Annotated in this window: 28 protein-coding genes and 1 tRNA gene; 18 read left to right on the forward strand and 11 right to left on the reverse strand. The window is 73.3% G+C overall.

The window, feature by feature from the left end:
- Positions 1-10: 10 nt before the first annotated feature.
- Together I4I81_RS23645 and I4I81_RS23650 are read right to left on the reverse strand one after the other, a co-directional pair.
- Positions 11-718, reverse strand: a complete 708-nt coding sequence (locus I4I81_RS23645) for a class I SAM-dependent methyltransferase (RefSeq protein WP_218602423.1) — start codon at positions 716-718, stop codon at positions 11-13.
- On the reverse strand, positions 715-1,842 hold the full coding sequence (locus I4I81_RS23650; RefSeq protein ID WP_218602424.1) for a 5-methyltetrahydropteroyltriglutamate--homocysteine S-methyltransferase: 1,128 nt from the start codon (positions 1,840-1,842) through the stop codon (positions 715-717). The genes I4I81_RS23645 and I4I81_RS23650 overlap by 4 nt, the downstream gene beginning before the upstream one ends.
- Positions 1,843-1,887: 45 nt before the next feature.
- Between I4I81_RS23650 and I4I81_RS23655 the strand changes: the two genes are divergently transcribed.
- Entirely contained in the window at positions 1,888-2,727 is an 840-nt protein-coding gene (locus I4I81_RS23655; protein WP_218602425.1) for an LLM class F420-dependent oxidoreductase, read from the forward strand.
- Here I4I81_RS23655 and I4I81_RS23660 read toward each other — a convergent pair.
- Both I4I81_RS23660 and I4I81_RS23665 read right to left on the reverse strand, forming a co-directional pair.
- Positions 2,724-3,512: an IclR family transcriptional regulator gene (locus I4I81_RS23660; protein WP_218602426.1), complete on the reverse strand. Its 789-nt coding sequence runs from the start codon at positions 3,510-3,512 to the stop codon at positions 2,724-2,726. The two genes, I4I81_RS23655 and I4I81_RS23660, sit on opposite strands and share 4 nt — an antisense overlap.
- A 19-nt stretch (positions 3,513-3,531) precedes the next feature.
- Entirely contained in the window at positions 3,532-4,188 is a 657-nt protein-coding gene (locus I4I81_RS23665) for a TetR/AcrR family transcriptional regulator (protein ID WP_218602427.1), read from the reverse strand.
- Positions 4,189-4,234: 46 nt separating this feature from the next.
- Here I4I81_RS23665 and I4I81_RS23670 point away from each other — a divergent pair, with 46 nt between their 5' ends.
- The 3 genes from I4I81_RS23670 to I4I81_RS23680 are packed head-to-tail and all read left to right on the forward strand — an operon-like array spanning position 4,235 to position 5,436.
- The gene (locus I4I81_RS23670) at positions 4,235-4,552 is read left to right on the forward strand and encodes a hypothetical protein (RefSeq protein ID WP_218602428.1); all 318 of its coding nucleotides are present in this window, start codon (positions 4,235-4,237) and stop codon (positions 4,550-4,552) included.
- A 26-nt stretch (positions 4,553-4,578) separates the two neighbouring features.
- Positions 4,579-4,821, forward strand: coding sequence for a DUF2630 family protein (locus I4I81_RS23675; protein WP_218602429.1), 243 nt, complete (start codon positions 4,579-4,581; stop codon positions 4,819-4,821).
- Between the two features lie 3 nt (positions 4,822-4,824).
- Positions 4,825-5,436, forward strand: a complete 612-nt coding sequence (locus I4I81_RS23680) for a nucleoside/nucleotide kinase family protein (RefSeq protein WP_218602430.1) — start codon at positions 4,825-4,827, stop codon at positions 5,434-5,436.
- Between the two features lie 129 nt (positions 5,437-5,565).
- Here the strand turns inward: I4I81_RS23680 and I4I81_RS23685 are convergent.
- Positions 5,566-5,648, reverse strand: a tRNA-Leu gene (locus I4I81_RS23685).
- A gap of 135 nt (positions 5,649-5,783) precedes the next feature.
- Here I4I81_RS23685 and I4I81_RS23690 point away from each other — a divergent pair.
- From I4I81_RS23690 to I4I81_RS23735, 10 genes are all read left to right on the forward strand, one after another.
- Positions 5,784-7,070: an FHA domain-containing protein gene (locus I4I81_RS23690; protein WP_218602431.1), complete on the forward strand. Its 1,287-nt coding sequence runs from the start codon at positions 5,784-5,786 to the stop codon at positions 7,068-7,070.
- A 36-nt stretch (positions 7,071-7,106) separates the two neighbouring features.
- On the forward strand, positions 7,107-7,571 hold the full coding sequence (locus tag I4I81_RS23695; RefSeq protein WP_218602432.1) for an FHA domain-containing protein FhaB/FipA: 465 nt from the start codon (positions 7,107-7,109) through the stop codon (positions 7,569-7,571).
- Positions 7,572-7,617: 46 nt separating this feature from the next.
- Complete coding sequence (locus I4I81_RS23700) at positions 7,618-8,946, forward strand: PP2C family protein-serine/threonine phosphatase (protein ID WP_218602433.1); 1,329 nt, start codon at positions 7,618-7,620, stop codon at positions 8,944-8,946.
- A 10-nt stretch (positions 8,947-8,956) separates the two neighbouring features.
- On the forward strand, positions 8,957-10,372 hold the full coding sequence (locus tag I4I81_RS23705) for an FtsW/RodA/SpoVE family cell cycle protein (protein WP_275967480.1): 1,416 nt from the start codon (positions 8,957-8,959) through the stop codon (positions 10,370-10,372).
- Positions 10,369-11,844 carry a peptidoglycan D,D-transpeptidase FtsI family protein gene (locus I4I81_RS23710; protein ID WP_218602435.1) on the forward strand — a complete coding sequence of 492 codons (1,476 nt, stop codon included), beginning with the start codon at positions 10,369-10,371 and terminating at the stop codon, positions 11,842-11,844. The genes I4I81_RS23705 and I4I81_RS23710 overlap by 4 nt, the downstream gene beginning before the upstream one ends.
- Positions 11,845-11,887: 43 nt before the next feature.
- Complete coding sequence (locus I4I81_RS23715) at positions 11,888-13,174, forward strand: serine/threonine-protein kinase (protein WP_226363530.1); 1,287 nt, start codon at positions 11,888-11,890, stop codon at positions 13,172-13,174.
- A gap of 106 nt (positions 13,175-13,280) precedes the next feature.
- Positions 13,281-15,206 (forward strand): Stk1 family PASTA domain-containing Ser/Thr kinase, encoded by a 1,926-nt coding sequence (pknB, locus tag I4I81_RS23720; RefSeq protein WP_218602436.1) that lies wholly within the window; start codon positions 13,281-13,283, stop codon positions 15,204-15,206.
- Positions 15,207-15,233: 27 nt separating this feature from the next.
- The gene (locus I4I81_RS23725; RefSeq protein WP_218602437.1) at positions 15,234-15,869 is read left to right on the forward strand and encodes an aminodeoxychorismate/anthranilate synthase component II; all 636 of its coding nucleotides are present in this window, start codon (positions 15,234-15,236) and stop codon (positions 15,867-15,869) included.
- Between the two features lie 644 nt (positions 15,870-16,513).
- Complete coding sequence (gene crgA, locus I4I81_RS23730) at positions 16,514-16,783, forward strand: cell division protein CrgA (RefSeq protein WP_218601800.1); 270 nt, start codon at positions 16,514-16,516, stop codon at positions 16,781-16,783.
- Positions 16,784-16,845: 62 nt separating this feature from the next.
- Entirely contained in the window at positions 16,846-17,292 is a 447-nt protein-coding gene (locus I4I81_RS23735) for a PH domain-containing protein (RefSeq protein ID WP_226363531.1), read from the forward strand.
- On the opposite strand, the gene I4I81_RS23740 is transcribed toward I4I81_RS23735, so the two are convergent.
- The 3 genes from I4I81_RS23740 to I4I81_RS23750 all read right to left on the reverse strand — a co-directional run bounded on the left by I4I81_RS23740 (position 17,278) and on the right by I4I81_RS23750 (position 19,824).
- Positions 17,278-18,009, reverse strand: coding sequence for a rhomboid family intramembrane serine protease (locus I4I81_RS23740; protein WP_226363532.1), 732 nt, complete (start codon positions 18,007-18,009; stop codon positions 17,278-17,280). The two genes, I4I81_RS23735 and I4I81_RS23740, sit on opposite strands and share 15 nt — an antisense overlap.
- 139 nt (positions 18,010-18,148) lie before the next feature.
- Positions 18,149-18,688 carry a peptidylprolyl isomerase gene (locus tag I4I81_RS23745; RefSeq protein WP_218601778.1) on the reverse strand — a complete coding sequence of 180 codons (540 nt, stop codon included), beginning with the start codon at positions 18,686-18,688 and terminating at the stop codon, positions 18,149-18,151.
- Complete coding sequence (locus tag I4I81_RS23750; RefSeq protein ID WP_226363533.1) at positions 18,676-19,824, reverse strand: alpha/beta hydrolase family protein; 1,149 nt, start codon at positions 19,822-19,824, stop codon at positions 18,676-18,678. The genes I4I81_RS23745 and I4I81_RS23750 overlap by 13 nt, the downstream gene beginning before the upstream one ends.
- Before the next feature lie 156 nt (positions 19,825-19,980).
- On the opposite strand from I4I81_RS23750, the gene I4I81_RS23755 reads away from it, so the two are divergent.
- Positions 19,981-20,571 carry a hypothetical protein gene (locus tag I4I81_RS23755; protein ID WP_218601779.1) on the forward strand — a complete coding sequence of 197 codons (591 nt, stop codon included), beginning with the start codon at positions 19,981-19,983 and terminating at the stop codon, positions 20,569-20,571.
- A 133-nt stretch (positions 20,572-20,704) separates the two neighbouring features.
- Positions 20,705-21,106, forward strand: coding sequence for a hypothetical protein (locus I4I81_RS23760; RefSeq protein WP_226363534.1), 402 nt, complete (start codon positions 20,705-20,707; stop codon positions 21,104-21,106).
- Between the two features lie 3 nt (positions 21,107-21,109).
- Here I4I81_RS23760 and I4I81_RS23765 read toward each other — a convergent pair whose 3' ends face one another.
- Positions 21,110-21,574 (reverse strand): GNAT family N-acetyltransferase, encoded by a 465-nt coding sequence (locus I4I81_RS23765; protein ID WP_226363535.1) that lies wholly within the window; start codon positions 21,572-21,574, stop codon positions 21,110-21,112.
- Position 21,575: 1 nt separating this feature from the next.
- Positions 21,576-21,902: a putative quinol monooxygenase gene (locus I4I81_RS23770; protein ID WP_218601781.1), complete on the reverse strand. Its 327-nt coding sequence runs from the start codon at positions 21,900-21,902 to the stop codon at positions 21,576-21,578.
- Between the two features lie 109 nt (positions 21,903-22,011).
- Here I4I81_RS23770 and I4I81_RS23775 point away from each other — a divergent pair, with 109 nt between their 5' ends.
- The gene (locus tag I4I81_RS23775) at positions 22,012-23,184 is read left to right on the forward strand and encodes a luciferase domain-containing protein (RefSeq protein WP_218601782.1); all 1,173 of its coding nucleotides are present in this window, start codon (positions 22,012-22,014) and stop codon (positions 23,182-23,184) included.
- An 11-nt stretch (positions 23,185-23,195) separates the two neighbouring features.
- Here the strand turns inward: I4I81_RS23775 and I4I81_RS23780 are convergent, their stop codons facing one another.
- The gene (locus tag I4I81_RS23780; protein WP_218601783.1) at positions 23,196-23,426 is read right to left on the reverse strand and encodes a hypothetical protein; all 231 of its coding nucleotides are present in this window, start codon (positions 23,424-23,426) and stop codon (positions 23,196-23,198) included.
- Positions 23,427-23,739: 313 nt separating this feature from the next.
- Between I4I81_RS23780 and I4I81_RS31665 the strand changes: the two genes are divergently transcribed.
- Positions 23,740-23,922 carry an FCD domain-containing protein gene (locus I4I81_RS31665; RefSeq protein ID WP_218601784.1) on the forward strand — a complete coding sequence of 61 codons (183 nt, stop codon included), beginning with the start codon at positions 23,740-23,742 and terminating at the stop codon, positions 23,920-23,922.
- The last annotated feature ends 18 nt before the right edge of the window (positions 23,923-23,940 follow it).

Below are 23,940 nucleotides of genomic sequence, written 5' to 3' on the forward strand. Positions count from 1 at the left end.
GTTCGTCGTCTCAGGGTCGGGCGACCAGGACCCGGAACGTGTTGTTCAGGACGTAGCCGTCGCCGTCGCGGTGGCGCTCCAGGCGGTCCAGCACCGCCGCACGCACCGTGGCGGGCCCCGCCGCGTTCATCGCGTGCCGGCCGATGCCGGAGTCGAACAGCGGGCCGACGACCGCGTCCTCGTCGGGGTAGCGGAACGCGCACACCACCTGCTCGGACGACACGACCCGCAGTCCCGCCCCGCCGACGAGGTCGGCGAGCTGGTCGGGGCCGTCCTCGGGCGGCGGGCGGCGCGGCCCGAGCCACGGCGCCAGCGCCTCGCCGAAAGCGCGCACCTCGCAGTCCTGCTCACGGCCCCACACCGTGACGGCGACGAGCCCGCCCGGCGCCACGCGCACGGCCTCCGCCAGCGCCCGGCGCGGGTCGCGCAGGTGGGCGACCAGCTGCACCAGGCCGACCACGTCGACCGGTCCGACGTCACCGAGATCGGCCGCGTCGCCGACGGCGAACGTCGCCTCCGGCACCTCCCGCGCGGCCAGCGCCACGGCCGACGGGTCGCCGTCGACGCCGTGCACCTGCGCCCCGCGCGCCACCGCGGCGCGGGAGAACCCGCCACCGCCGCACCCCACGTCGAGCACGCGCGTGCCCTCCCGCACACCGGTGGCGTCGAGGACGGCCTCGTACAGCGGGACGGCCCAGCCCGCGGGTCCCTCGCTCACCGCGACCCCCACACGTCGTCGGCGACCCGGACGATCAGCTCCAGCTTCGCCTTCTGCTCGTCGACGGTGAGGTCGTTGCCCTCCACCGTGGACGAGAAGCCGCACTGCGGGGACAGGCACAGCTGGTCGAGCGGCACGTGCGCCGCGGCCTCGTCGATGCGGCGCTTGAGGGCGTCGGCGTCCTCCAGCTTCCCCGTCTTCGTCGTGACCAGCCCGAGCACGACCTTCTTGCCCGGCGGCACGAACCGCAGCGGCTCGAACCCGCCGGAGCGCTCGTCGTCGAACTCGCAGAAGAAGCCGTCGACGGCGAGCTCGCCGAACAGCGCCTCGGCGACGTGGTCGTAGCCGCCCTCCGCCGCCCACGACGAGCGGTAGTTGCCGCGACACATGTGCGTGGTGACCCGCAGGTCCGACGGCCGGTCGGCGATCGCGGCGTTGATCTGGCGGATGTAGCGCAGGTGCTGGGTCCCGGGGTCGTCGCCCTTCGCGGCCAGGTCGGCGCGGTGGGCGGGGTCGTTGAGGTAGGCCAGCGCGGTGTCGTCGAGCTGCAGGTAGCGGCAGCCGAGGCCGTGCAGGGCGGTGATCTCGTCGGCGTAGGCGGCGGAGAGGTCGGTCCAGAACTGCTCGAGGTCGGGGTAGACGCCGCGGTCGATCACCGCGGAGCCGCCGCGGGCGTAGACCATGCTCGGCGACGGGATCGTCAGCTTCGGCACGACGGTGCCGGCCCGTCCGGCGCCCACCTGCTCGGCGAGGAACGCGAAGTCGTCGGCGAAGATCGGGTTCTCCAGGCGGACCGGGCCGTCGACCGCCATGCCCGCGGAGGTGAACGCGCCCTCGCCCGCGGCGTTGCGCATCTTCACCTCGATCCGCTGGTCGGTCTTCGTGATGCCGCCGAGCCGGTAGATGAAGTCCATGTGCCACGAGGTGCGGCGGAACTCGCCGTCGGTGGCCGAGCGCAGGCCGGCCTCCGCCTGCAGTGCGACGACGTCGCGGATCGCGGTGTCCTCCGCGGCACGCAGGCCGGCGTCGTCGAGGGAGCCCGCGGCGTGCTGCTCCCTCGCGGAGAGCAGCGCGGGTGGGCGCAGGAGGCTGCCGACGTGGTCGGCGCGGAACGGAGCCGTCATGCCGTGAGGCTATGCCCGCAGGCGCATCGGTTGCATGATCAGCTCATGGACATCGGCGTCGTGACCTTCCTGACCGACTACGGCATCGCCCCCGTCGAGCTGGGCCGGGCCGTCGAGGAGCGCGGGCTCGGCGCTCTGTTCCTCACCGAGCACACCCACATCCCGACCAGCCGCGAGTCGCCGTGGCCGGGCGGCTCCGAGCTGCCGACCCGCTACTCCCACACCTACGACCCGTTCGTCGCGCTCGCGGCGGTCGCCGCCACGACCGAGCGGATCGGGCTCGGCACCGCCGTCTCACTGATCGCCCAGCACGACCCGATCGTGCTGGCCAAGACGGTCGCGAGCCTCGACCGGATCGCCGGCGGGCGCTTCGAGCTGGGGATCGGGCCGGGCTGGAACGTCGAGGAGATGGCGCACCACGGCGTCGACCCCGGGAGGCGGACGGCCCGGATGCTGGAGCACGTCGAGGCGATGCGGGTGATCTGGACCGAGGACGAGGCCGAGTACCACGGCCGGTTCGTCGACTTCTCCCCGATCTGGTCCTGGCCCAAGCCGACGCGCGTGCCACCGGTGCTCATCGGCGGTGGCGGGCCGACGGTGCTCGACCGCGTCCTGTCCCACGGCGACGGCTGGATCCCGCTGCGCGTCCCGGTGTCGGCGCTGGACGCGTTCGGCGAGCGCGTCGCCGAACTGCGCCGGCGCGCCGCCGACGCCGGGCGCGACCCGCTGCCGGTCACCCTCTACGGGGCGTCGCCGAAGCCGGAGGCGCTCGCGTCCTACGCCGCCGCGGGGGTCGACCGGGTGCTGTTCGAGCTCACCGACCCGGGTCCCGGCGGTACCGACGCCACCCTGCACGAGCTCGACGGGCTCGCGGCCCTGGTCTAGTGCCCGCCGGTCGCGCGGGCGTCGTCGGTCTCGGCCCGCGCGACGCGCGCCGCGGCCTCGCGCACGGCGACCTCCAGCTCCCAGCGCCGCGCCGCGAACTCCGCGCGCGACACCGTGACCCCGATCGCCGACCGCACGGCACCGCCGGGCCCGGGCACCGGGGCCGCGACGCCCGCGATCCCCGGCCGGTACTCCTCCACCTCGACCCCGACACCCGCCGACCGCACCCGCATCAGCTCCCGGTCCAGGCCGCGGCGCTCGACGAGCGTGCGCGAGGTCAGCCGGGGCATCCCGTACGGCGTGAGCAGTTCGCTCACCCGGGCCGGGCGCAGCGGGGCGAGCAGGACCTTGCCGCCCGCGGTGGCGTGCGCGGGCGTCGGCTCGCCGACGTCGAAGCCGTCGGGGCGGGGATGGTCGGCGCAGTCGTCGACGGCGGCGACGACGACGTCGGTGTCGCGGAACACGACCAGGTGCGACGCTGCGCCGACGGTGCTGTGCAGCTCGTGCAGCAGCGTCCGCACCGGTGACGCCGGCCGGACCTGGTCGGCGAGGCTGCGGTGCAGCTCGGCGATCCGGTAGCCGAGCCCGTAGCCGCGGCTCTCCTGCAGCCGGACGAGGTAGCCCTCCTGCACCAGCGTGCCCAGCATCCGGTAGACCGTGGGCAGCGGGCAGGCCAGACGCCGGGCGATGGCCTTGGCCGTGACGCCGTCACCCGCCGAGGCGACGGCCTCGACGACCCGCAGCGCGCGCGTGATCGACGTGCCGGTGCTGCGTTCGGGTTGCACGCCCCCAGTGTCCAACCGCTCAGCCGTCGGGCGCCAGCAGCATCCGGCACCACAGGTCCGCGAGGTGCGCCCCGAACCGCTCCGGTGTCCAGCCCCTCTCGTGTACGAGCAGTACGTAGTACTCGGCGGAGTTGGTGCTCCAGACGATGTCGGCGACCTCGTCGTCGGTGAGGTCGGCACGGAGCTCGCCGGTGGCACGCAGGTCGGCCGCGAAGAGCAGCATGTTGCCGGCCCGGCGCCGGGTGACCTCGGTGCGCAACCGGGCGCACTGCGGGTCGCGGCCCGCGGCGTCGCGCAGCGCCGTGAAGATCGGGGCGGTGCGCGGGCCCATCTCGGCGACGGCCGCCGCGTAGATCTCGATCTTCATCTGCGCGCCCGTCGCCTCCCGGATCCGCCGGACGTAGTCACGCTGCTCGGCGGGCAGCGCGCGGTCGGACCCGGAGATCGCGGTCTCCACCACCTCCCGCAGCAGCTCCGGCTTGCGGCCGACGGAGGCGTAGAGCGTGTCGACGTTGACACCTGCCCGCTCGGCGATCTGCGCGACGGTGGTGGCCGCGTACCCGTGCGCCAGGAACAGCTCGCGCGCCGCGTCGAGGACCGCGCGCCGGGTACCCGCCGCCTGCTCCGCACGCCGCGGAGCCCGGTACCCCCGCCGGCCCTTGACGTCGTCGCCCATCGGCGTCAACCTTACCCGTATTCATCCGAAATCAGTTCGGATCAAAATGAGGGGGCGGACCATGGTCTACGCCTACACCCAGGACGTGCCGATCGACACCGACCTCTACCGGCGGATCCTCGACGAGATCGGCCCCGAGCCGCTCGATGGTCAGCTGCTGCACCTGTGCGTGCGGCGCCCCGACGGCGGGCTGCGCTACATCGACGTGTGGGAGTCGCGCGAGCACTGCAGCCGGGCGTTCGACCAGCGGATCCACCCGGCGGTCGACCGCGCCTTCGGCGGCGCGCGGCCGTCGGGCGAGCCGGTGGTGACGCACCTGGAGGTGCTCGACGCGAGCGGCGCACTGCTGCCCGCAGCGGGCTGAGCCACCGACCTGGCAGCATCGACACCATGGACGACGACGAACTGCACCACCGCATCGACGAGCTGGTCGCCGAGGAGCACCGCCTGGAGCGCTCCCACGTCGGTTCGGCACTCTCGGGCGAGGAGAAGGCCCGTCTCGACCAGCTCGGCGTGCAGCTCGACCGCACGTGGGACCTGCTGCGCCAGCGCGACGCCCGCCGCCGGGCCGGGCTCGACCCCGACGGTGCCACCGAGCGCGACGCCGGCACCGTCGAGGGCTACCGGCAGTAGCCCGTGCTGGTCACCCCGCTGACCCCCGACCGGCTCGCCGTCGAGGTCGTCGGGCTCGTCGACGCACGGCCCGGCCGGGTGCGCCTGGCCGTCGACGGCCCGACCCCGACACACCCGGAGGTGCTCGCCGACCGGGTCGCGGGAGACCTGCGGACACGCGGCCGGGCCGCGGCCGTCGTGGTGGCCACGGACTACCTCCGGCCCGCGTCGGTGCGCTTCGAGCACGGGCGCGAGGACCCCGATGAGCTCCTCGACGGCTGGCTCGACGACGCCGCCCTGCGTCGCGAGGTCCTCGGCCCTGCGGCCTCGACGGGCCGAGTGCTGCCGCGCCTGTGGGACGCGGCGAGCGACCGCGCGTTCCGCGACGGGTACATCCAGCTCCCGCCGGACGGGGTCGTGATCGTCGCCGGCGCCCTGCTGCTGGGCCGCGGGCTGCCGTTCGACCTCGCGGTGCACCTGCGGATGGGCCCCGGCGCGCTGGCCAGGAAGCTGCCGGAGGCGGAGCGCTGGACACTCCCGGCGCACGCCCGCTACGCCGCGGAACGGGACCCGGCGGGTACCGCCGACCTGCTGGTGCTGGCCGATCGCCCGGACCGGCCCGCGGTGCGCCGGTGATCGGCTACCGCTCGGCGACGCCACGGTCGTGCTCGGCGACGGGTCTCGGTCCCGTAACGGGCCGGAAGAGGGCCTCGACCAGGATCCCGGGAGACCGTACGGCCTCGACGGAGACCTGAAACGATGTTGTGGGCGAGGAGGGAGTTGAACCCTCACGTCCTTTCGGACACACGGACCTGAACCGTGCGCGTCTGCCATTCCGCCACTCGCCCTGGCAGGTGGAAAGCTAGCACGGGTCGGGCGACCCCCCGTCGCAGACCCCCGCATCGGGGGGCGGCACGCTGGGGGGTAGCACAGATACGATCGGTGCTGTCAGCAACACGCCGTCGTGATCGGAGGAAGATCGGTTGGGCCGCGTCGGAAGGTTCGAGCGCCGTCTACAAGGGATGGTGGGCGACGCCTTTGCGCGGGTTTTCGGTGGCAGCGTCGTCCCCCAGGAGGTCATGCAGGGGCTGCTCCGGGAAGCCGAGGACCACATCGAGCAGCTAGCGGGGGGACGACTCCTGGCGCCGAACCGCTACACGGTGCTGCTCGGACCCGCTGATTTCGATCGCATGGCCGGTGACACCGCGCAGATCGTGGACTCGCTCTCGAGTTACGTCACCGAACAACTCGCCGACCAGGGATGGGACACCTACGGCGAGGTCGTAGTCTTTCTGGAGCGCTCCGATGCGCTGCACACGGGACAGTTCCGCACCCGCTCGTCCGTGGACCCCGACGCTTCCCGTCGGGACGCCACGCGAGCACGCGACGCAGGAGAAGCACCCATGAGCCAGCAACCGGGCCACCCCGAGGAGAACGGGCAGTACGGCTACGACCGTCCCGCCCCCGGCGGATACGGGCAGCAGACGTACGCCCCGCCCGCCTACGACCAGGGCCAGGGGGGGTACGACCAGGGCCAGGGTTACGACCAGGGACAGCAGCAGCCGCAGGGCTACGGCCAGCAGGCGGGCGCTCCCGGCACCCCCGACCCCTACGGGCAGCAGGGCTACGGCCAGCAGGGCTACGGCCAGCAGCAGGGCGGCGCCGCCCCCGACCCCTACGGGCAGCAGGGCTACGGCCAGCAGCAGCCCGGTTACGGCCAGCAGGGCTACGACCAGGGCTACGGCCAGCAGCAGGGCTACGCGGGCGGTCAGCAGCCCGGCTACGGCCAGCCCGGTTACGACCAGGGCTACGGCCAGCAGCAGCCCGGTTACGGCCAGCAGGGCTACGACCAGGGCTACGGCCAGCAGCAGGGCTACGGCCAGCAGCAGGGTTACGACCAGGGCTACGGCCAGCAGCAGGGCTACGGCCAGCAGCAGGGTTACGACCAGGGCTACGGCCAGCAGCAGGGCTACGGCCAGCAGGGCTACTCCGCCACGCTGAGCCTCGACGACGGCTCGGGCCGCAACTACGAGCTCACCCAGGGCAGCCACGTGATCGGCCGTGGCCAGGAGTCGGCTTTCCGCCTTCCGGACACCGGCGTGTCGCGCCGCCATCTGGAGGTCAGCTGGGATGGTCAGTCGGCCACGCTCACCGACCTCGGCTCCACCAACGGCACCACCGTGAACGGCAACCCGGTGCAGACGTGGCAGCTCAACGACGGCGACGTCATCCGGGTCGGGCACTCGAGCCTGGTCTTCCGGACCCAGTAGTCGTTCCTCAAGATCCCAGAACGGAGTTCGCCGCGAGTGCCGGAGTTGGTGCTGCAGCTGACCAGGGCGGGCTTCCTCGCCCTCCTCTGGCTGTTCGTGCTGGTCGCGCTCCGGGTGGTGCGGTCGGATCTGTATGCCGCGTCCGGGCTCCGGTCGATGCTGCCCGGAGGCGGTCGTGCGGCACCCCGTGGCGGGAGCCGGGGCCGCATGCCCCGGCAACTGCTCGTCACGGCGGGCGCGCTGGCGGGTACCCGGGTGTCGTTGGAGGACTCCCGGCCGATCCTCATCGGCCGGGCCGACGACTCCACCCTGGTGCTCGACGACGACTACGCCTCGACCCGTCACGCACGCATCTCCCTGCAGGGTGAGGAGTGGTACGTCGAGGATCTCGGGTCGACGAACGGGACCTACCTCGACCGGGCTAAGGTCACCGGACCCACCCGGGTCCCCCTGGGAGTCCCTGTCCGCATCGGCAAGACGGTGATCGAGCTCCGATCATGAACCGGTTCCCTTCCGGGCCCGCCGACCGAGCCGCCGGAGCCGCCTGATGACGCTGGTCCTGCGCTACTCGGCCCGTAGCGACCGCGGGCTCGTCCGGCAGAACAACCAGGACGCGGTCTACGCCGGTCCCCGGCTGCTGGCACTCGCCGACGGCATGGGCGGTCACGCCGCGGGCGAGGTCGCCTCCTCCCTGGTGATCTCCGCGCTGGCCCCGCTCGACGAGGACGACCCCGGCGACGACCTGCTCCGCGAGCTGCGCGACGCCACCGTCGAGGGCAACGCCGCGATCACCCAGCACGTCCAGGAGGCCCCCGACCTGGAGGGCATGGGCACCACGCTCACCGCCATCCTGTTCGCCGGATCGCGCCTGGGCCTGGTCCACATCGGCGACTCCCGCGCCTACCAGCTCCGCGCCGGCACCTTCACCCAGATCACCAAGGACGACACGTTCGTCCAGTCGCTGATCGACGAGGGCCGGATCACCGAGGAGGAGGCGCACACGCACCCGCAGCGCTCGCTGTTGCTGCGCGCCATCACCGGCCAGGACATCGACCCGTCGCTGACGATCCGCGAGGCCCGTGCGGGCGACCGCTACCTGCTGTGCTCCGACGGCCTGTCCGGCGTGGTGAGCGACGAGACTCTGGCCGACACGCTGCGCGGCTACCGCGACCCCCGCGAGTGCGCCGACCGGATGATCGACCTGGCACTGCGCGGCGGCGGGCCCGACAACATCACCTGCATCGTCGCCGACGTCCTCGACATCGAGTTCGGCGAGGACGCCCCGATCGTCGGCGGCGCCGCGGGCGACGGCCGCGACGACGAGGTCGCCCGGCCCGACTCCTCGGCCGCCCGGGCGTCGGCCGCCACCCTGACCCGCCCGGCCCCGCAGCGCGTCGCACCCGCCGCGCAGGCACCCGCGGCGCCGCGCTCCCGGGTGCGGCTCGTCGTCGCCGCGGTGGCGGTGCTGGTCGTGCTCGTCGGCGGCGGGTTCCTCGCCCGCGTATGGGTGCTGCAGCAGTACTACGTGGGCGCCGACACCGACCGCGTCACGATCTTCCAGGGCGTACAGGGCGACGTGCTGGGCGTGCCGCTGCACACCGTCGCCGAGCGCACCGACATCGCGCTCGACGACCTGCCCGAGTCCGACCGCTCCCTGGTCCGCGGCGGCATCGACGCGGCGGGCATCGAGGGCGCCCAGGGCGTCGTCGAGCGGCTGCGCACGAAGATGCTCGAGCCCTGCCCGGCGCCCACCGTGCCGGCGCCGGAGACCGCGCTCGTGCCGACGCTGCCCGACGTGACCTTCCCCGACTACGGCACCACTCCGCTGCCGAGCGTGCCGCCCGAGCCGGGGATCAACTGCCGGCCGGTGGGCTGACGTGGCGGTGGTGGGCGAGGCGCGGGACCAGGCGGGTCCGCCGACCGGCCGCACGATCGAGCTCGTGCTGCTGGCGTTCGCGGCGGTGCTGGTCACCGGCGCGCTGATCCTCGTCGAGGCCAACCAGGAGCAGACGCTCACCGTCGACCTGCTGCTCATCGGCGCGGCCTACCTGGCGCTGCTGGTGGCGGCCCACATCGCCGTGCGCCGGCTCGCGCCGTACGCCGACCCGCTCATCCTGCCCGCGGTGGCCCTGCTCAACGGGCTCGGCCTGGTCATGATCTACCGGCTCGACCTGGCCAAGGCCGACCGCGCGGTCGCGCTGGGCAACGACCTGCCGACGCTGCTGTGGCCCCGCCAGGTCGCCTGGACCGGCGTCGGACTGCTGCTGTTCGTCGGCGTGCTGTGGATCGTCCGCGACCACCGCAAGCTCGCCGCGTACGCCTACACCGCCGGGTTCGCCGGGCTGATCCTGCTCGCGCTGCCGGGCGTGCTGCCGTCGTCGATCTCCGAGGTCAACGGCGCGAAGATCTGGCTGCGGCTGGGCATCTTCTCGATCCAGCCCGGCGAGTTCGCGAAGATCCTTCTGATCATCTTCTTCGCCGCGTTCCTCGTGCAGAAACGTGACCTGTTCTCCACGGCGGGTCGTCGCTTCCTCGGCATGGAGCTCCCCCGGGCCCGCGATCTCGCGCCGCTGCTCGTCGCGTGGGCGTTCTCGGTCGGGGTCCTCGTGCTCGAGCGCGACCTCGGCACCTCGCTGCTGTTCTTCGGCATCGTCCTGGTGCTGCTCTACACCGCCACCGAGCGCGTCTCCTGGATGCTCATCGGGCTGTCCTTCTTCGCCGCGGGCGGGTTCGTCGCCTACCAGCTGTTCGGCCACGTCCGCACCCGTGTGCAGATCTGGATCGACCCGTTCGCCGACTTCGACGGCGCCGGCTTCCAGATCGGGCAGGCGCTGTTCGGGCTGGGTACCGGTGGGCTCGGCGGCACGGGGTTGGGCGCGGGCCGCCCGGAGCTGGTGCCCTTCGCCGAGAGCGACTTCATGCTGTCCTCGCTCGGCGAGGAGCTGGGTCTGATCGGGCTCGCCGCGATCATGGTGATCTACCTGGTGCTGATCACCCGCGGGCTGCGCAGCGCGCTCGCCGTGCGCGACAGCTTCGGCAAGCTGCTGGCCACCGGGCTCGCCTTCACGCTCGCGCTGCAGGTGTTCATCGTCGCGGGCGGGGCGTCCAAGCTGATCCCGTTGACGGGCCTGACGCTGCCGTTCCTGTCCTACGGTGGCAGCTCGCTCGTCGCCAACTACGCCCTCGTCGCTCTGCTGCTGCGGATCTCCAACGCCGCCCGCGCGCCCCTGCCGCGCCGCCCGGCCACGCCGCTGCCGCCGATCGCGGAGGCCGGCACCGAGCTGGTGGAGCGTCCCTCGTGAACACTCCCGTCCGCCGCATCGCCATCGCCGTGATGGCGATGATCCTGCTGCTCATGGCCAACCTGACCTACATCCAGGTGGTCAAGGCCGGCGACTACCGCACCGACCAGCGCAACCAGCGCGTCCTGCTCGCCGAGTACTCGCGCCAGCGCGGGCAGATCAGCGCGGAGGGGCAGGTGCTGGCCCGCAGCGTCGAGACCGAGGGGCAGTACCCCTACCAGCGCGAGTACCCCGACGGCTCGGCGTTCGCCTCCGTCACCGGGTACTACTCGCTCGTCTACAGCGCGGGCGGGCTGGAGCGCGCGGCCAACGACGTGCTCAACGGCAGCGACGACCGCCTGTTCACGCGCCGCCTCTCCGACCTGATCACCGGTCGCGACCCGAGCGGTGGCAACGTCGTCACCACGATCGACCCGGCGGTGCAGCAGGCGGCCTACGACGCACTGTCCGACGCCGGCTACACCGGCGCGGTCGTGGCGCTGCAGCCGGCCACGGGGGCGATCCTGGCGATGGCGTCGACGCCGTCCTACGACCCGAACCCGCTGGCGTCGCAGAGTGCCCAGACCCAGCAGGACGCGTGGGCGGAGTACACCGCGGCCGACCCGCCGGTGCTCACCAACCGCGCGATCCAGGAGATCTACCCTCCCGGGTCGACGTTCAAGCTGATCGACGTCGCCGCGGCGCTGGAGAGCGGCCGCTACACCCCCGACAGCCAGCTCACCGCGGCGTCGAGCATCACCCTCGCCGACACCGCGACGCCGCTGCAGAACTTCAACGGCAACGCCTGCGGCACCGCGGCGACCGCGTCCCTGCGCGAGGCGCTGCAGCGCTCGTGCAACACCGCGTTCGCCGAGCTCGCCCAGCAGCTGGGCGAACAGGCCATCCGCGACCAGGCCGAGGCGTTCGGGATCGGCACCGAGGACATCGCGATCCCGATGGGCGTCGTCCCGTCCACGATCGGCGACATCGAGAGCACCGCGGCGCTGCAGCAGACGAGCATCGGGCAGCGCGACGTCGCGCTCACCCCGCTGCAAAACGCGATGGTCGTCGCCGCCATCGCCAACGACGGGCGCCTGATGGCCCCGTACCTGATCTCGGAGATCCAGGGCCAGGACCTGGAGACCCTCGACACCACCGAGCCCGACCAGCTCGGCCAGTCCGTCAGCCCCGGCGTCGCACAGACGCTCACCGACCTGATGGTCAACAACGAGAACAGCTACACGGGCGCCGGCAAGATCCGCGGCGTCCAGATCGCGGCCAAGACCGGCACCGCCGAGCACGGCGCCGACCCCAAGTCGACGCCACCACACGTCTGGTACGTCGCGTTCGCCCCCGCCGAGAACCCGCAGGTCGCCGTCGCCGTGCTGGTGGAGTCCGGCGGCGACCGCAACAACCTCGCCGCCACCGGTGGCGCCGTCGCGGCCCCGATCGGCCGCGCGGTGATCGGCGCGGCACTGCGGGGATCCCAGTGACGGGCGTACCGGCGACGGGCATGCCAGTGACGGGCCGGCGCCGGTGAGGGCGTTCGCGGCCGGCGTGCTCATCGCCGACCGGTACCAGCTCGACCGGCGCATCGCCGTCGGCGGGATGGGCGAGGTGTGGGAGGCCTCCGACACGAGGCTCGGGCGCAGCGTGGCGGTCAAGGTGCTGCGACCGGAGCTCTCCGACGACGAGGAGTTCCTGCACCGGTTCCGGATCGAGGCGCGCACGGTCGCGTCGCTGGACCACACCGGCATCGCCGCGGTGCACGACTACGGCGAGGACGACCCGTCCGACAGCGGGCGGCGCACCGCGTACCTGGTGATGGAGCTGGTGCGCGGCGAACCGCTGTCCGCCGTCATCGCCCGCGGCCCGATCGACACCGCCGAGACGCTGCGGATCATCGAGGAGACGGCCCGCGCGCTGCAGGCCGCGCACGAGCGCGGTTTCGTGCACCGTGACGTCAAGCCGGGCAACATCCTCGTCCGCACCGACGGCCTCATCAAGATCACCGACTTCGGGATCGCGAAGGCCGCCGACGCCGTGCCGGTCACGCGCTCGGGCATGGTGATGGGCACCGCCCACTACATCGCCCCCGAGCAGGCCAGCGGCGCCGAGGCCGGGCCGGCGGGCGACGTGTACTCGCTCGGGATCGTCGGCTACGAGTGCCTCGCCGGGCACCGGCCGTTCCGCGCCGACAGCGCCGTGGCCGTCGCGATGATGCAGGTGCGCGACGAGCCGCCGCCGCTGCCGGACACGATCCCGCTGAAGGCGCGCGAGCTGATCGAGTCGGTGCTGGTCAAGGACCCGACGCAGCGCTACGCCACCGGCGGGGAGTTCGCCGAGGCCGTGGCCGCCGTCCGCCGGGGCGAGGCGATGCCGGTGCCGTCCGGGTTCACACCGCACGGCGGGTCCGCCGCCGTGGAGCCGCACACCCGCCGCACCGCCGCCGCGCCGCCACCCGCGTTCGAGCCCGACGAGCGGTACGCACCCGAGCGGTACGCCGGGCCCGACCCGTACCGCGTCGAGGAGCAGCGACACGACGACGGCGAGAGCGACGTCTACATCGGCGACCAGCCCTACACACCCGCCCGCCGGCCCGCGCCGTCGACGGAACCGCTGCGGCTCCAGCCCACCGCCGGGCCGGGTCGCGGGTTGCTGATCGTCCTGTTCGTCCTGTTGACCGTCGCCGCCGTGGTGTTCGGAATCTTCGTGCTCCGCGCTCTCGGCGGGGACGACCCCGGCACGGGCGCGGGGGTCCGGATCGTGGCGTCCGTGGGGGCGGCGTCCACCCCGGTGATCGACAACGAAGTCGTCCGGTGAGCCCGCACAACCCGCCGACCGGCGCTCGGATGGTCGGCGGTACACCCCGGACGCACACCGCGCCCGGCATGATGACCTCGTCCACACGAACCTCCCAGAGGGCGCGATGACCACCCCCCGACTGTTGTCCGAGCGCTACGAGCTGGGCGAGACGCTCGGCTACGGCGGCATGTCCGAGGTCCACCACGGGCTCGACACGCGGCTGGGCCGCGACGTCGCCATCAAGGTGCTGCGCGCCGACCTCGCGCGCGACCCGCAGTTCCAGATGCGCTTCCGGCGCGAGGCGCAGAACGCCGCGGCGCTCAACCACCCCGCGATCGTCGCCGTGTACGACACCGGCGAGGTGCAGAGCGAGTCCGGGCCGCTGCCCTACATCGTCATGGAGTACGTCGACGGACAGACGCTGCGCGACATCGTGAAGACCACCGGGCCGATGAGCCAGCAGCGGGTCATCGAGGTGATGGCCGACGTCTGCGCCGCCCTCGACTTCAGCCACCGCCACCAGATCATCCACCGCGACGTCAAACCGGCGAACATCATGATCAACAACGCCGGCGCGGTGAAGGTGATGGACTTCGGCATCGCCCGCGCGCTCGGCGAGGGCCAGAACGTCACGCAGACGGCGGCCGTCATCGGCACCGCGCAGTACCTCTCGCCCGAGCAGGCGCGCGGCGAGGCCGTCGACGCCCGGTCCGACGTGTACGCCGCCGGGTGCGTGCTCTTCGAGTTGCTCACCGGGGAACCGCCGTTCACCGGTGACACCCCCGTCGCGGTCGCCTACCAGCATGTGCGCGAGGACCCGCGCCACCCGTCGGAGCTGAACCCCTCGATCCCCGCCGCGCTCGACTCCGTCGCGCTCAAGGCGCTGTCGAAGAACCCGGCCAACCGCTACCAGTCCGCCGCCGAGATGCGGTCGGACCTCGTCCGCGTCCGCAGCGGACAGGCGCCGATGGCACCCGCCGTCATGAGCGAGGACGAGCGCACCGCGATGCTCGCCAGCCAGACCGGCCCGACGCGGCGGGTCAACGGCGGCGGCCGGCACACGATGCCGCCGTCGGCCCCGGCCTACTACGACGACGAGGTGTCGCGCCGCAACACCGGCCGCATCGTCGGGATCGCCGCGGCCGTGGCCGTCGCGCTGGCCCTGATCGGCTTCGTGGCCTACCAGATCTTCGGGGGCCCGGCCGCGCCGGAGCAGTTCGCCATGCCCGACGTCGTGGGACAGGAGCAGGAGGCGGCCCGGACCGCTCTGATCAACGCGGGCCTCAACCCGACCGTCCAGCCCGAGGAGTCGTCGGTCGAGGACCAGGGCCGCGTCGTGCGCACCGACCCCGCCGCGGCCACCCAGGTCGAGGAGCGGCGGGCGGTCACGCTCTTCGTCGGGTCCGGACCCGCCGTCGCCGCCGTACCGCCGCTGGCCGGGCTGTCGCTCGCCGACGCCCAGACGGCGCTGGCCGCCCGCGGCCTCACCCTGGGCGAGCAGACACCCGAGGAGACCGCCGACGAGGCGCTGATCGACAAGATCATCCGCTCGACGCCGGCGGCAGGTGCGGACGCACCCGGCGGCAGCGCGGTGGCCGTCGTCGTCGGCACGCGCCCCACCACCATCGCGGTGCCGTCGGTGAGCGGCCAGAGCCGTGACCAGGCCACCCAGACGCTGGAGGCGGCGGGCTTCCAGGTCGGCGAGACCGAGGTCGACGGCGGCGGCAGCAGCGGCGACGTGCTCGGGACCAACCCGGCGGCGGGCACCCAGGCCGCACCGGGTTCCACCGTCACGCTGCAGCTCTCCCGCGGCAACCAGGCCACGGTGCCCAACCTCGTCGGCCTCGACCGCAACGACGCCCTGCGCGCGATCCAGGCGGCCGGGATCAGCCTGAGCGACGTCGACCAACGCGAGCGCGGCGTCAGCGACTCGTCGCAGGACGGCCGGGTGATCGAGCAGTCGATCTCGGAGGGGCAGCCCTTCGAGGACGGTGACGAGCTCGTCATCACGATCGGCGACGCCGGGGGCGGGTTCTTCGGCGGGAACTGAGTCGCGCGCCAGGGCACACTGGTACCCATGCGCGTGCTGGTGATCGACAATTACGACAGCTTCGTCTACAACCTCGTCCAGTACCTCGCCCAGCTCGGTGCGGAGACGACGGTGCGCCGCAACGACGAGGTCGACCTCGACGAGCTCGGTGACGTCGACGGTGTGCTGGTCAGCCCCGGCCCGGGAGTGCCGGAGCGGGCGGGCGTCAGCGTCGAGGCGATCCGGCACTGCGCCGACCGCGAGCTGCCGCTGCTGGGCGTGTGCCTGGGTCACCAGGCCATCGGCCTGGCGTGGGGCGGGGTCGTGGAGCGGGCGCCCGAGCTGCTGCACGGCAAGACGTCGCTGGTGCACCACGAGGGGGCCGGGGTGCTCGCCGGACTGCCCGACCCGTTCGTCGCCACGCGGTACCACTCGCTGTCGATCCGCCCCGACACCCTGCCCGCCGAGCTGGAGGTCACCGGCCGCACCGAGAGCGGCGTGATCATGGCCGTACGGCACCGGTCGCTGCCGATCGAGGGCGTGCAGTTCCACCCGGAGTCGGTGCTCACCGAGTTCGGCCACCGGATGCTGGCCAACTGGATGGCCGCCGCCGGCCACCCCGCCCCGGAGCCGCTGGTGGAGGCCCTCACAGCGGAGACGGCCGCCCTCAGCGCCCGAGCCTGACCCACTCCGCACGTCCCACCCCGCGTGAGTCCTCCCGTCCACCCGCGAGTCGCTGCTCCCGCGCCCGCGAGTCGCTGTTCCTCCGCCCGCGAGTCGCTGTTCCTCCGCCCGCGAGTCGCTGTTCCTCCGCCCGCGAGTCGCTGTTCCTCCGCCCGCGAGTCGCTGTTCCTCCGCCCGCGAGTCGCTGTTCCTCCGCCCGTGAGTCGCTGTTTCTGCGCCCGTGAGTCGCGACTTCGTGAGCCGCGGTTCCGCCGACCAACGAGCTGCGGGTCCCGGCCGGTGGCTGACGGCGTATGGGTCACCGGGCGGACGGGAGACCGCCGCCCCCGGGTTGAGCAGAGGCGCTCCGGCGCGAGAACCTCCATGATCGCCGCGGGCCGCACGCCGTCGCCCTCCACGGGGCCGCAAGGTGCGGATCGGACCGATCACCTCGGCGACCCGGTATCCGGACGGTGAAGGAAGCGGCGACTCGCGGGCGCGGGAACAGCGACTCGCGGGCGCGATGGCAGCGACTCGCGGGCGGTGAACGGGGGACTCGCGGGGGGCGGGGCGGCGGGAGTGCTGGTGGGGGTCGTGCGCGCGATACCGTGGCACCAGAGTCCGGTGCGGTGCGCGCCGGAGCCGCCGTCTCACGAGGTCTGCAGATGCCGAAGAGCAAGGTCCGCAAGAAGGCCGTCTACACCCCGCCTCCCGGCGACAAGCGGACGACCACGCCGGTCAAGGTCAAGGGCCCCACGAACCCGATCTACGTCGCCGTCTTCCTCGGGCTGATGGTGCTCGGGCTGGTCTGGCTGGTGGTCAACTACCTGGCTGTGGACTACATCCCGTGGATGGCCGCACTGGGCCCGTTCAACTTCCTCATCGGCTTCTCACTCATCGTAATCGGGCTTCTGATGACGATGAGATGGCGCTGAACAGCGGAAACACATGGATGTAGGTAGTCCCCAGTGTGGACAACTACTGTGGACAGACTACCGTGAGTGATCATGAATCGGCCGTTCGGACGTATAGTCCGGCGGCCGGGCTGGTCATTGTGGGCTGGACCGCCGCGGTCGCCGCGACGGCGTGGTGCGTCCTGTTGACGACCTCCGGCGCCGACCCGGCGGGCCGCCTGCTGGCGGGCTGCGCGGCACTCGGTATCGCCGTCGCCGCTCTGTACGGCACGCGCGCCCGACCGCGCCTGCGCGTCGACGCCGACGGGCTTACCGTCGGCGGGCTGCTGCGCGCGAGGCACCATCCCTGGCCGCTCGTGCAGGGCGTGCGCGTGCTGCGGACGCGCCGGTTCGGCCGGGAGAGCTCGCTGCTGGAGGTCGACACCGTCACCGCCGACGGCGACGAGCGGCTGCTGCTGTTCGGCCGGTTGGACCTCGGCGCCGACCCCGAGGACGTCGCCCCCGAGCTGATGGACCTACGACCCCACTAGCAGCGCGCCCGCGGTGACGACCACCAGCAGGACCACGGTGATCGCGGCCAGACCGCCGACCTGCAGCGGAGCGCGCCGGGCTGGTGGGGCGTACACGATCACCGCGGTGGCCGCGGCGCCGGCGAGCAGGCCGCCGACGTGGGCCTGCCAGGAGATGCCGGGGACGAAGAACCCCAGAGCCAGGTTGACGACGAGGAGCCCGATGACCTGGTTGAGCGGCCTGCGCAGTCGCAGCAGGGCGACGGCGAGACCGCCCATCAGCCCGAACACCGCACCGGACGCACCGGCCACGTACTCGCCGGGCCCGTAGAGCAGCATCACCGCGGCCGCACCGCCGAGCATCCCCAGGAAGTACACCGAGAGGAACCGGCCGCGGCCGAGCAGGGTCTCCATGTCGCGGCCGATCACCCACAGCGCGAACATGTTGAACGCGATGTGCAGCGGGCCGATGTGCAGGAAGCCCGACGTGACCAGCCGCCACCACTCCCCGGCGGCGACCGTGCCGGGCGAGAGCGCCCAGTCGACGAACAGCGCGGAGCGGGTGTTGGACGCGATGCTGCCCGCCTGCACGGCCGTGACCGCGAAGGCGAGCAGGTTGAGCACCACCAGGGTGGGCACGACCAACGGCCGTGCCCCGGGGTCGGCGCCGGCGACGGTGGTGCCGCGGCGCACCTCCCGCTGACCCTGGTGGACGCAGTCGACGCACTGGTACCCCACCGACGCCTCCCGGAGACACTCCGGGCACGCCGGACGCCCGCAACGGGTGCAGGCGAGGCCGGTCGGCCGGTCGGGATGGCGGACGCACACCGCCGGAGCTCCGGTCGGTGGGCCGGCGGGGTACGTCACGGCACGTCGCTCAGGAGATCTCGATCTTCTGGATGACGACGTCGGTCAGCGGCCGGTCGGACCGGTCCGTGCTGGTGGCGCCGATCTTGTCGACGACGGCGCGCGAGTCGGCGTCGGCGACCTCACCGAAGATCGTGTGCTTGCGGTTGAGGTGCGGCGTGGGGCCCACGGTGATGAAGAACTGCGAGCCGTTGGTGCCGGGGCCCGCGTTGGCCATGGCCAGCAGGTACGGGCGGTCGAACTGGAGCTCGGGGTGGAACTCGTCGCCGAACTGGTAGCCGGGGCCGCCGCGGCCGGTGCCGGTCGGGTCGCCGCCCTGCAGCATGAAGCCGCTGATCACGCGGTGGAAGACCGAGCCGTCGTAGAACGGGCCGGAGTCGCCGCCGCTGGCGTTGGGCTGGCTGTAGTTCCCCTCCCCCGTGGCGAGCCCGACGAAGTTCGCGACCGTCTTCGGCGCATGGTCGGGGAAGAGGGTGACGACGATGTCGCCCTCGGAGGTCCGCAGCGTCGCGGTGTTCTTGGCGTTGCCTGGTTCCGTCACGGACCCCATCGTGCCAGCACGTCGGAGAGGAAGGACGTCACGGTGTCCTCGTAGGCGGCCGGGTCGGCGTTCCAGGCCGCCGTGTGCTCCGGTCCGGCGACCTCCACGTAGCGCAGCGGCCACCCCAGCCCGGGCGCCGCGGCGGCGAGCGCGCGGCTCGCGGTGACGGGGACGGACGTGTCGTCGTCGGTGTGGAAGAGCAGAGTCGGCGGGCGGACGGCCGGCGGACGGCGGGCGAGGTCGAAGCGGCCGAAGTCGATCCGGATGCGCCGGCTGGTGATCGCGGCGGCGAGCGGGGTCAGCCCCGGGGGCAGCCGCCGGTTGCGGGCCTGCTGGCGCAGGGTGGCCATCCAGTCGACGAGCGGGGCGTCCCAGACGACCGCGACGACGTCGGGTGCGTCCGCGGACCGGTCCAGGAACGCGCCCGTGATCGCGCCGCCCATCGACCAGCCGTACAACACGATCCGCTGCGCCCCGCGCTCCCGGGCGAACAGCACCGCGGCCTGGACGTCCTCCCACTCGGCGTCACCGAGGTGGTCGCGCCCGTCCGGGCTGGCCGGGGCGTCACCGTCGTTGCGGTAGCTCACGACGAGCACCGACAGGCCGAGCGCGTGCAGCGCCGGGAGCACCCGCAGGGCCTCGCGGCGGGTCCCGCCCCGCCCGTGCACGGCGATCACCCAGGTGTCGCCGGTCGTGTCGCCGTCGGCCGGGGACGCCGGGCCCGGCACCAGCCAGGCGGGGGCCGGGCCGAGCGGTGTGTCCACGTCGACGTCGGAGTAGGCGAAGCCGCGGGCCGCCGGGTCGTCCCACGGGCCGGTGTCGAGGACGGCCGCGGTGCCGACGACGGGCACGTCACCGCCGACCAGCGGACGGAGCACGGTGCCGTCGACGACCTCGGCGACCGGCCCCAGCTGCGCCAGCCCGCCGACCCACCGCAGCCCCCACGTCCCGGGCTGGCGCGTCAGCCGCGACTCCGCGAGCGTCACCGTCGTCGCGGTGACCGCGAGGACGCGCTCCGGGTAGACCATCTGTCGGCGGGTGTCGAGCAGGACGCCGGAGTAGAACCAGCCGATCCCGCCGAGAGCGGAGCCGATCCCGACACCTGCGCCTGCCGCCGCGAGCCTCGCCACCACTGTCCTCGCCACCACTGTCACGGTGTCGATGATGTCCGACACGCCGGTGTTCGCGCGATGCCCACCATAACGAGTGAAAGACGATGACGGACACGTTAAGTGCACAACTGGTTGCAGACCGTTTCGTTATCCGGTCTGACAACCATCGCGTCTGAAGGGACATCCCGCATGAGCAGCCTTGCTCGGCGCAGCCTGCGCACCACAGCCACCGTGGCCGGAATCGCCGCACTCGGCGTGGGCCTCGCCGGCCACGCCTTCGCCGCCCCGGAGCTCCCGGCGCTGCCGGGGACCGACGGGCTGCCCGCCCTTCCCGAGGCCCCGGCCGCTCCTGGAGACCTGGCCGCCCCCGGCCTGCCGTCGGCCGAGGGCTGGAGCATCCCCGGCGTCATGAACATCGAGGTACCGAGCGTCAACACCGCCGCGCCGGAGCTCCCCGCCGGTGACGCGTTCGCGCTGCCGACCGCGCCCGAGCTCCCTGCGCTGCCGATCTCGGAGGGCCTGCCCGAGGCGCCGGCCCTGCCCGGAACCGACGCGCTGCCGGCCGCTCCCGAGGCCCCGGCCCTGCCGGAGGCGCCGTCGACCGAGGGCGTCGTCAACATGGGCGGTGGGCTCGAGCAGGTCAACGGCCCGACCCCCGACGGTTTCGGCCAGAACCAGGTCGGCGCACTCGCTGCGGCCGACATGGCGAAGATGATGCTCGAGTTGGCGCAGGGTGCGGCGGCCGGCGAGTCCGTGACGCAGAACCAGCAGATCGGCTGATCCACGCCGGACTCGGCGGCCCGCTGCGCATCGGTGCGCGGCGGGCCGTTGTCCGTTACCCCGCAGGTCATCGACCCGACGACCTCGCTGCACGACAGTTCCTGTCATGACCTCGACGACAGGAGCGCACACCATGACCGACCTCTCCCCCGCCCGCACCTCCGACGCCTTCCTGCGACTGGCCCTGCGGATCGACGCCGCCGCCTCCGGTGCGCTCGGGGTGCTCTCCCTCGCCGCGGCCCCACTGCTCGTCGACGTGCTCGGCCCGCCCGCCCCGGTGCTGGTCGGTGTCGGCGCGTTCCTCGTCGTGTTCGCGGCCGGGCTGCTGGTGCTCGCCTCGCGCCGGTCGATCCCACGACCCGCCGCGTGGACGGTCGTGCTGGGCAACGCCGGCTGGGTCGTCGCCAGCGTCCTCGCCGTCGTGCTGGGTGGGGAGGCACTCACCGGGCTCGGCGTCGCGGTCGTGCTGGTCCAGGCGGTCGCGGTCGCGGTGTTCGCCGACCTGCAGTGGCTGGGCCTGCGGCGGATGCGCTGAGCGTCAGAGGGCGAGCTTGAAGCCCCGGTGCGAGTCGACGAAGCCGAGCCCGGCGTAGAAGCGGTGGGCGTCGGCGCGGGACCGGTCGGTCGTGAGCTGCACGAGCCCGCACCCGCGCCGGCGGGACTCCGCCACCGCCCACTCCACGAGCAGCCGCCCGGCACCGGTGCCCCGCCGGTCGGCACGCACGCGCACCGCCTCGATCTGACCGCGCGACCGCCCGCCCCGGGACAGCCCGGGGATCACGGTCAGCTGCAGGGTCCCGATCACCGGGCCGTCGGCGTCGTCCAGGCAGACGAGCGCCTGGTTCGGGTCGGCGTCGATCGCGTCGAAGGCGGCCTCGTACGGCGCGGGATCGGTGGACTCGCGCGCGGCGCCCAGCGGGTCGTCGCGCAGCAGGGCCACCAGCGCGGGGAGGTCGGCCCGGCGCGCGCGCCGGACCGAGCCCACCCGGGCCGGATCGGGCACGTCAGCGGGGCGTGATCTCGCCCATCGGGCCCCAGCCCTTCACCTGCTCGTCGTCGACGTAGATGATCTGCGGCTGCCGGGCGACCAGGTCGGGGGCCTTCTCGACGAAGTCCGCGAAGTGCTGGGTCTTCGTGTGTGCACCGCCGGCGTCGGCGTCGGTGAAGCACTCGATGGTCACGAAGTCGAGCGGGTCCGTCAGGCCGCGCGACCACTCGAAGAAGACGCAGCCCTCCTCCGCGTTGACCGCGGTCGCGTAGGACTCGGCCAGTGCCAGCCATTCGTCCACCTTCTCGGGGCGGACCGGGAACTTGACGTTGATCAGGATCATGGGGCACATGCTAGTGACGGCCGTCGCTGTTTCACGTGGAACGTCCCGGGATGAGACGCCGTATCGAACTGAGACCGGTGGACCGGCCGCCCGCCTCTACCGTGGCGCGATGGGTGACCAACGCCTCGCCGGACCGGCCGACATCCCCCTGGTCGCCCGGTGGGGTACCGAGCATCCGGCGGCCCCGCTCGTCGTCGCCCTGCACGGCCGCGGCACCAGCGAGCACTCGCTGATCGAGATCTCCCCGTGGCTGCCGCACGGCCCCGTCGCGTACGTCGCGATGCGCGGGCCGCTACAGCTCGGCAGCGGGTACGCGTGGTTCGCCGATCCCGGCGACGGGCCGCCGGACGCCGACGACCTCGCACTGACCTGCACGTGGTTCCTGAACTGGCTCGACACCGAGGGCGACCCCGACCGACCGGTGCTGCTCATCGGCTTCCGCGAGGGCGTCACGTTCGCGGGGGCCCTGATGCTCACCGCGCCGGAACGGTTCGCCGGGGCCGGCCTCATCTACGGGGCCCTGCCGCTGGACTCGGGCCTCAAGACCGACCGCGGCGCGCTGTCCGGGATGCCGGTGTTCCTCGCCCACGGCCAGGACGACGTCCGGACCCCTGCCCCGCTGCTCGCCCGCACCTGGGACTGGCTGGCGCAGGAGAGTGGCGCACCGCTGTGGGCGGAAAGCGAGCCGGGCGGGGAGCAGCTCGTCGGGGCCGTCGTCGGGCACCTCGGCACCTGGCTCGGCGACCGCCTCGACCACATCCGGGCCCACGGCGAGAACCCCCTCCCCGACGGCGACGAGCCGCCGTGGCCGACCGTGCCCGGCGGCCGCCTCCCGACCCGGCAGGGACCACCACCCGAGGTCACGACCACGACCCCGCAGACCCAGGTGACGCAGACCGCGCCCGCCGCGCTGCAGGAGGAGTTGTTGACGCGGCTCACCGCGCTCGACGCGGTGACCACGGCACCCGCCACCGTCGGCCCGGACGGCACCCGGTCGCTGCTGCTGGACCGCACCGCCACGTCGGGCCCCGACTCCGGGTACCTCCTTCCCGACCTGGGCGAGTTCGCCCACCTGCACCCCGACCCCGACGGCAGCCTGCACGTCGCACTGCCCGACGAGCTGGCCTACGACGCGATCGCGAAGGGGTGGGCGGTGCCGCACCCGCTGGCCGGGGTCCGCGTCCGCTCGGGGGTGGTGCTGGTGCCCGGCCCGCGCGACGCGGGTGAGGTCGACGTCGTCGCGGGGATCATCGCGGCGGCGCACGGGTTCGCGACGGGCTGATCAGGTCCGACTCAGCCGGTGGGCGCCGGGTCGGCGCAGGCCGGCTGCGCGGCGGCCCACGCGGCGGCGTCGACCCCGGGCGGGGCGACGGACGCATCGCCGCCCGGCCCACCCGTCGGCGGGATGCCACCGGCGTCTCCGGGCGCACCGGACGGCGGTGTCGCGCCCGCGTCGCCCGACGGCGGCGCGACACCACCCGCGGCTGCGGGCTCGGGCAGGGCACGCCGTTCTCGGCCGGGCACGCCGTGAACTCCTCGTCGGGGACCGGCGCGGTGCCCCCGGCCGCTCCGCCGGACGCCTCGGTGGAGGAAGCGGCCGCCGTGGTGTCGGTGGTGGCGGCCGTGCCGCACGCGGCCGGGCCGAGCGTCCCGACCACGACGACGGGCAGGACCAGTGACCGCAACAGGGGGCGGACGCGTGCCTCGACCGCGGCGGGGCCGGCGACGACTTCGAGGGCTGGGACGCGAAGCTGCACCGCGCCATCGCCGAGGCCGCGCACAACGGCCAGCTCATGAACATGTTCGACGTCATGAACACCGCCCGCGCCCTACCGGTGTGGGGCAGCCTCAAGCGCCGGGCGTCACGCCCGAGCGCAGGCGCCGCTACCACTGCGAGCACACCGCCGTCGTCGACGCGCTGCGCGACCGCGACCCCGACGGCGCCCACGGCGCCATGCGCCGTCACCTGCAGAACGTCGCGCATCATCTCCCGGCCGACAACCTGCTCCGGCGGCACTGATCCCGGCATCGGCACTGG

The organism is Pseudonocardia abyssalis (assembly GCF_019263705.2).
In the GTDB taxonomy this organism is placed as follows: Bacteria; Actinomycetota; Actinomycetes; order Mycobacteriales; family Pseudonocardiaceae; genus Pseudonocardia; species Pseudonocardia abyssalis.

What these genes read in the sequence shown, in the direction of transcription:
- I4I81_RS23650 (WP_218602424.1), bottom strand. Translation starts at nt 1,842, where the DNA reads ATGACGGCTCCGTTCCGCGCCGACCACGTCGGCAGCCTCCTGCGCCCA.
- I4I81_RS23655 (WP_218602425.1), top strand. Translation starts at nt 1,888, where the DNA reads ATGGACATCGGCGTCGTGACCTTCCTGACCGACTACGGCATCGCCCCC.
- I4I81_RS23665 (WP_218602427.1), bottom strand. Translation starts at nt 4,188, where the DNA reads ATGGGCGACGACGTCAAGGGCCGGCGGGGGTACCGGGCTCCGCGGCGT.
- I4I81_RS23670 (WP_218602428.1), top strand. Translation starts at nt 4,235, where the DNA reads ATGAGGGGGCGGACCATGGTCTACGCCTACACCCAGGACGTGCCGATC.
- I4I81_RS23675 (WP_218602429.1), top strand. Translation starts at nt 4,579, where the DNA reads ATGGACGACGACGAACTGCACCACCGCATCGACGAGCTGGTCGCCGAG.
- I4I81_RS23700 (WP_218602433.1), top strand. Translation starts at nt 7,618, where the DNA reads ATGACGCTGGTCCTGCGCTACTCGGCCCGTAGCGACCGCGGGCTCGTC.
- pknB (WP_218602436.1), top strand. Translation starts at nt 13,281, where the DNA reads ATGACCACCCCCCGACTGTTGTCCGAGCGCTACGAGCTGGGCGAGACG.
- I4I81_RS23725 (WP_218602437.1), top strand. Translation starts at nt 15,234, where the DNA reads ATGCGCGTGCTGGTGATCGACAATTACGACAGCTTCGTCTACAACCTC.
- crgA (WP_218601800.1), top strand. Translation starts at nt 16,514, where the DNA reads ATGCCGAAGAGCAAGGTCCGCAAGAAGGCCGTCTACACCCCGCCTCCC.
- I4I81_RS23745 (WP_218601778.1), bottom strand. Translation starts at nt 18,688, where the DNA reads ATGGGGTCCGTGACGGAACCAGGCAACGCCAAGAACACCGCGACGCTG.
- I4I81_RS23755 (WP_218601779.1), top strand. Translation starts at nt 19,981, where the DNA reads ATGAGCAGCCTTGCTCGGCGCAGCCTGCGCACCACAGCCACCGTGGCC.
- I4I81_RS23760 (WP_226363534.1), top strand. Translation starts at nt 20,705, where the DNA reads ATGACCGACCTCTCCCCCGCCCGCACCTCCGACGCCTTCCTGCGACTG.
- I4I81_RS23770 (WP_218601781.1), bottom strand. Translation starts at nt 21,902, where the DNA reads ATGATCCTGATCAACGTCAAGTTCCCGGTCCGCCCCGAGAAGGTGGAC.
- I4I81_RS23775 (WP_218601782.1), top strand. Translation starts at nt 22,012, where the DNA reads ATGGGTGACCAACGCCTCGCCGGACCGGCCGACATCCCCCTGGTCGCC.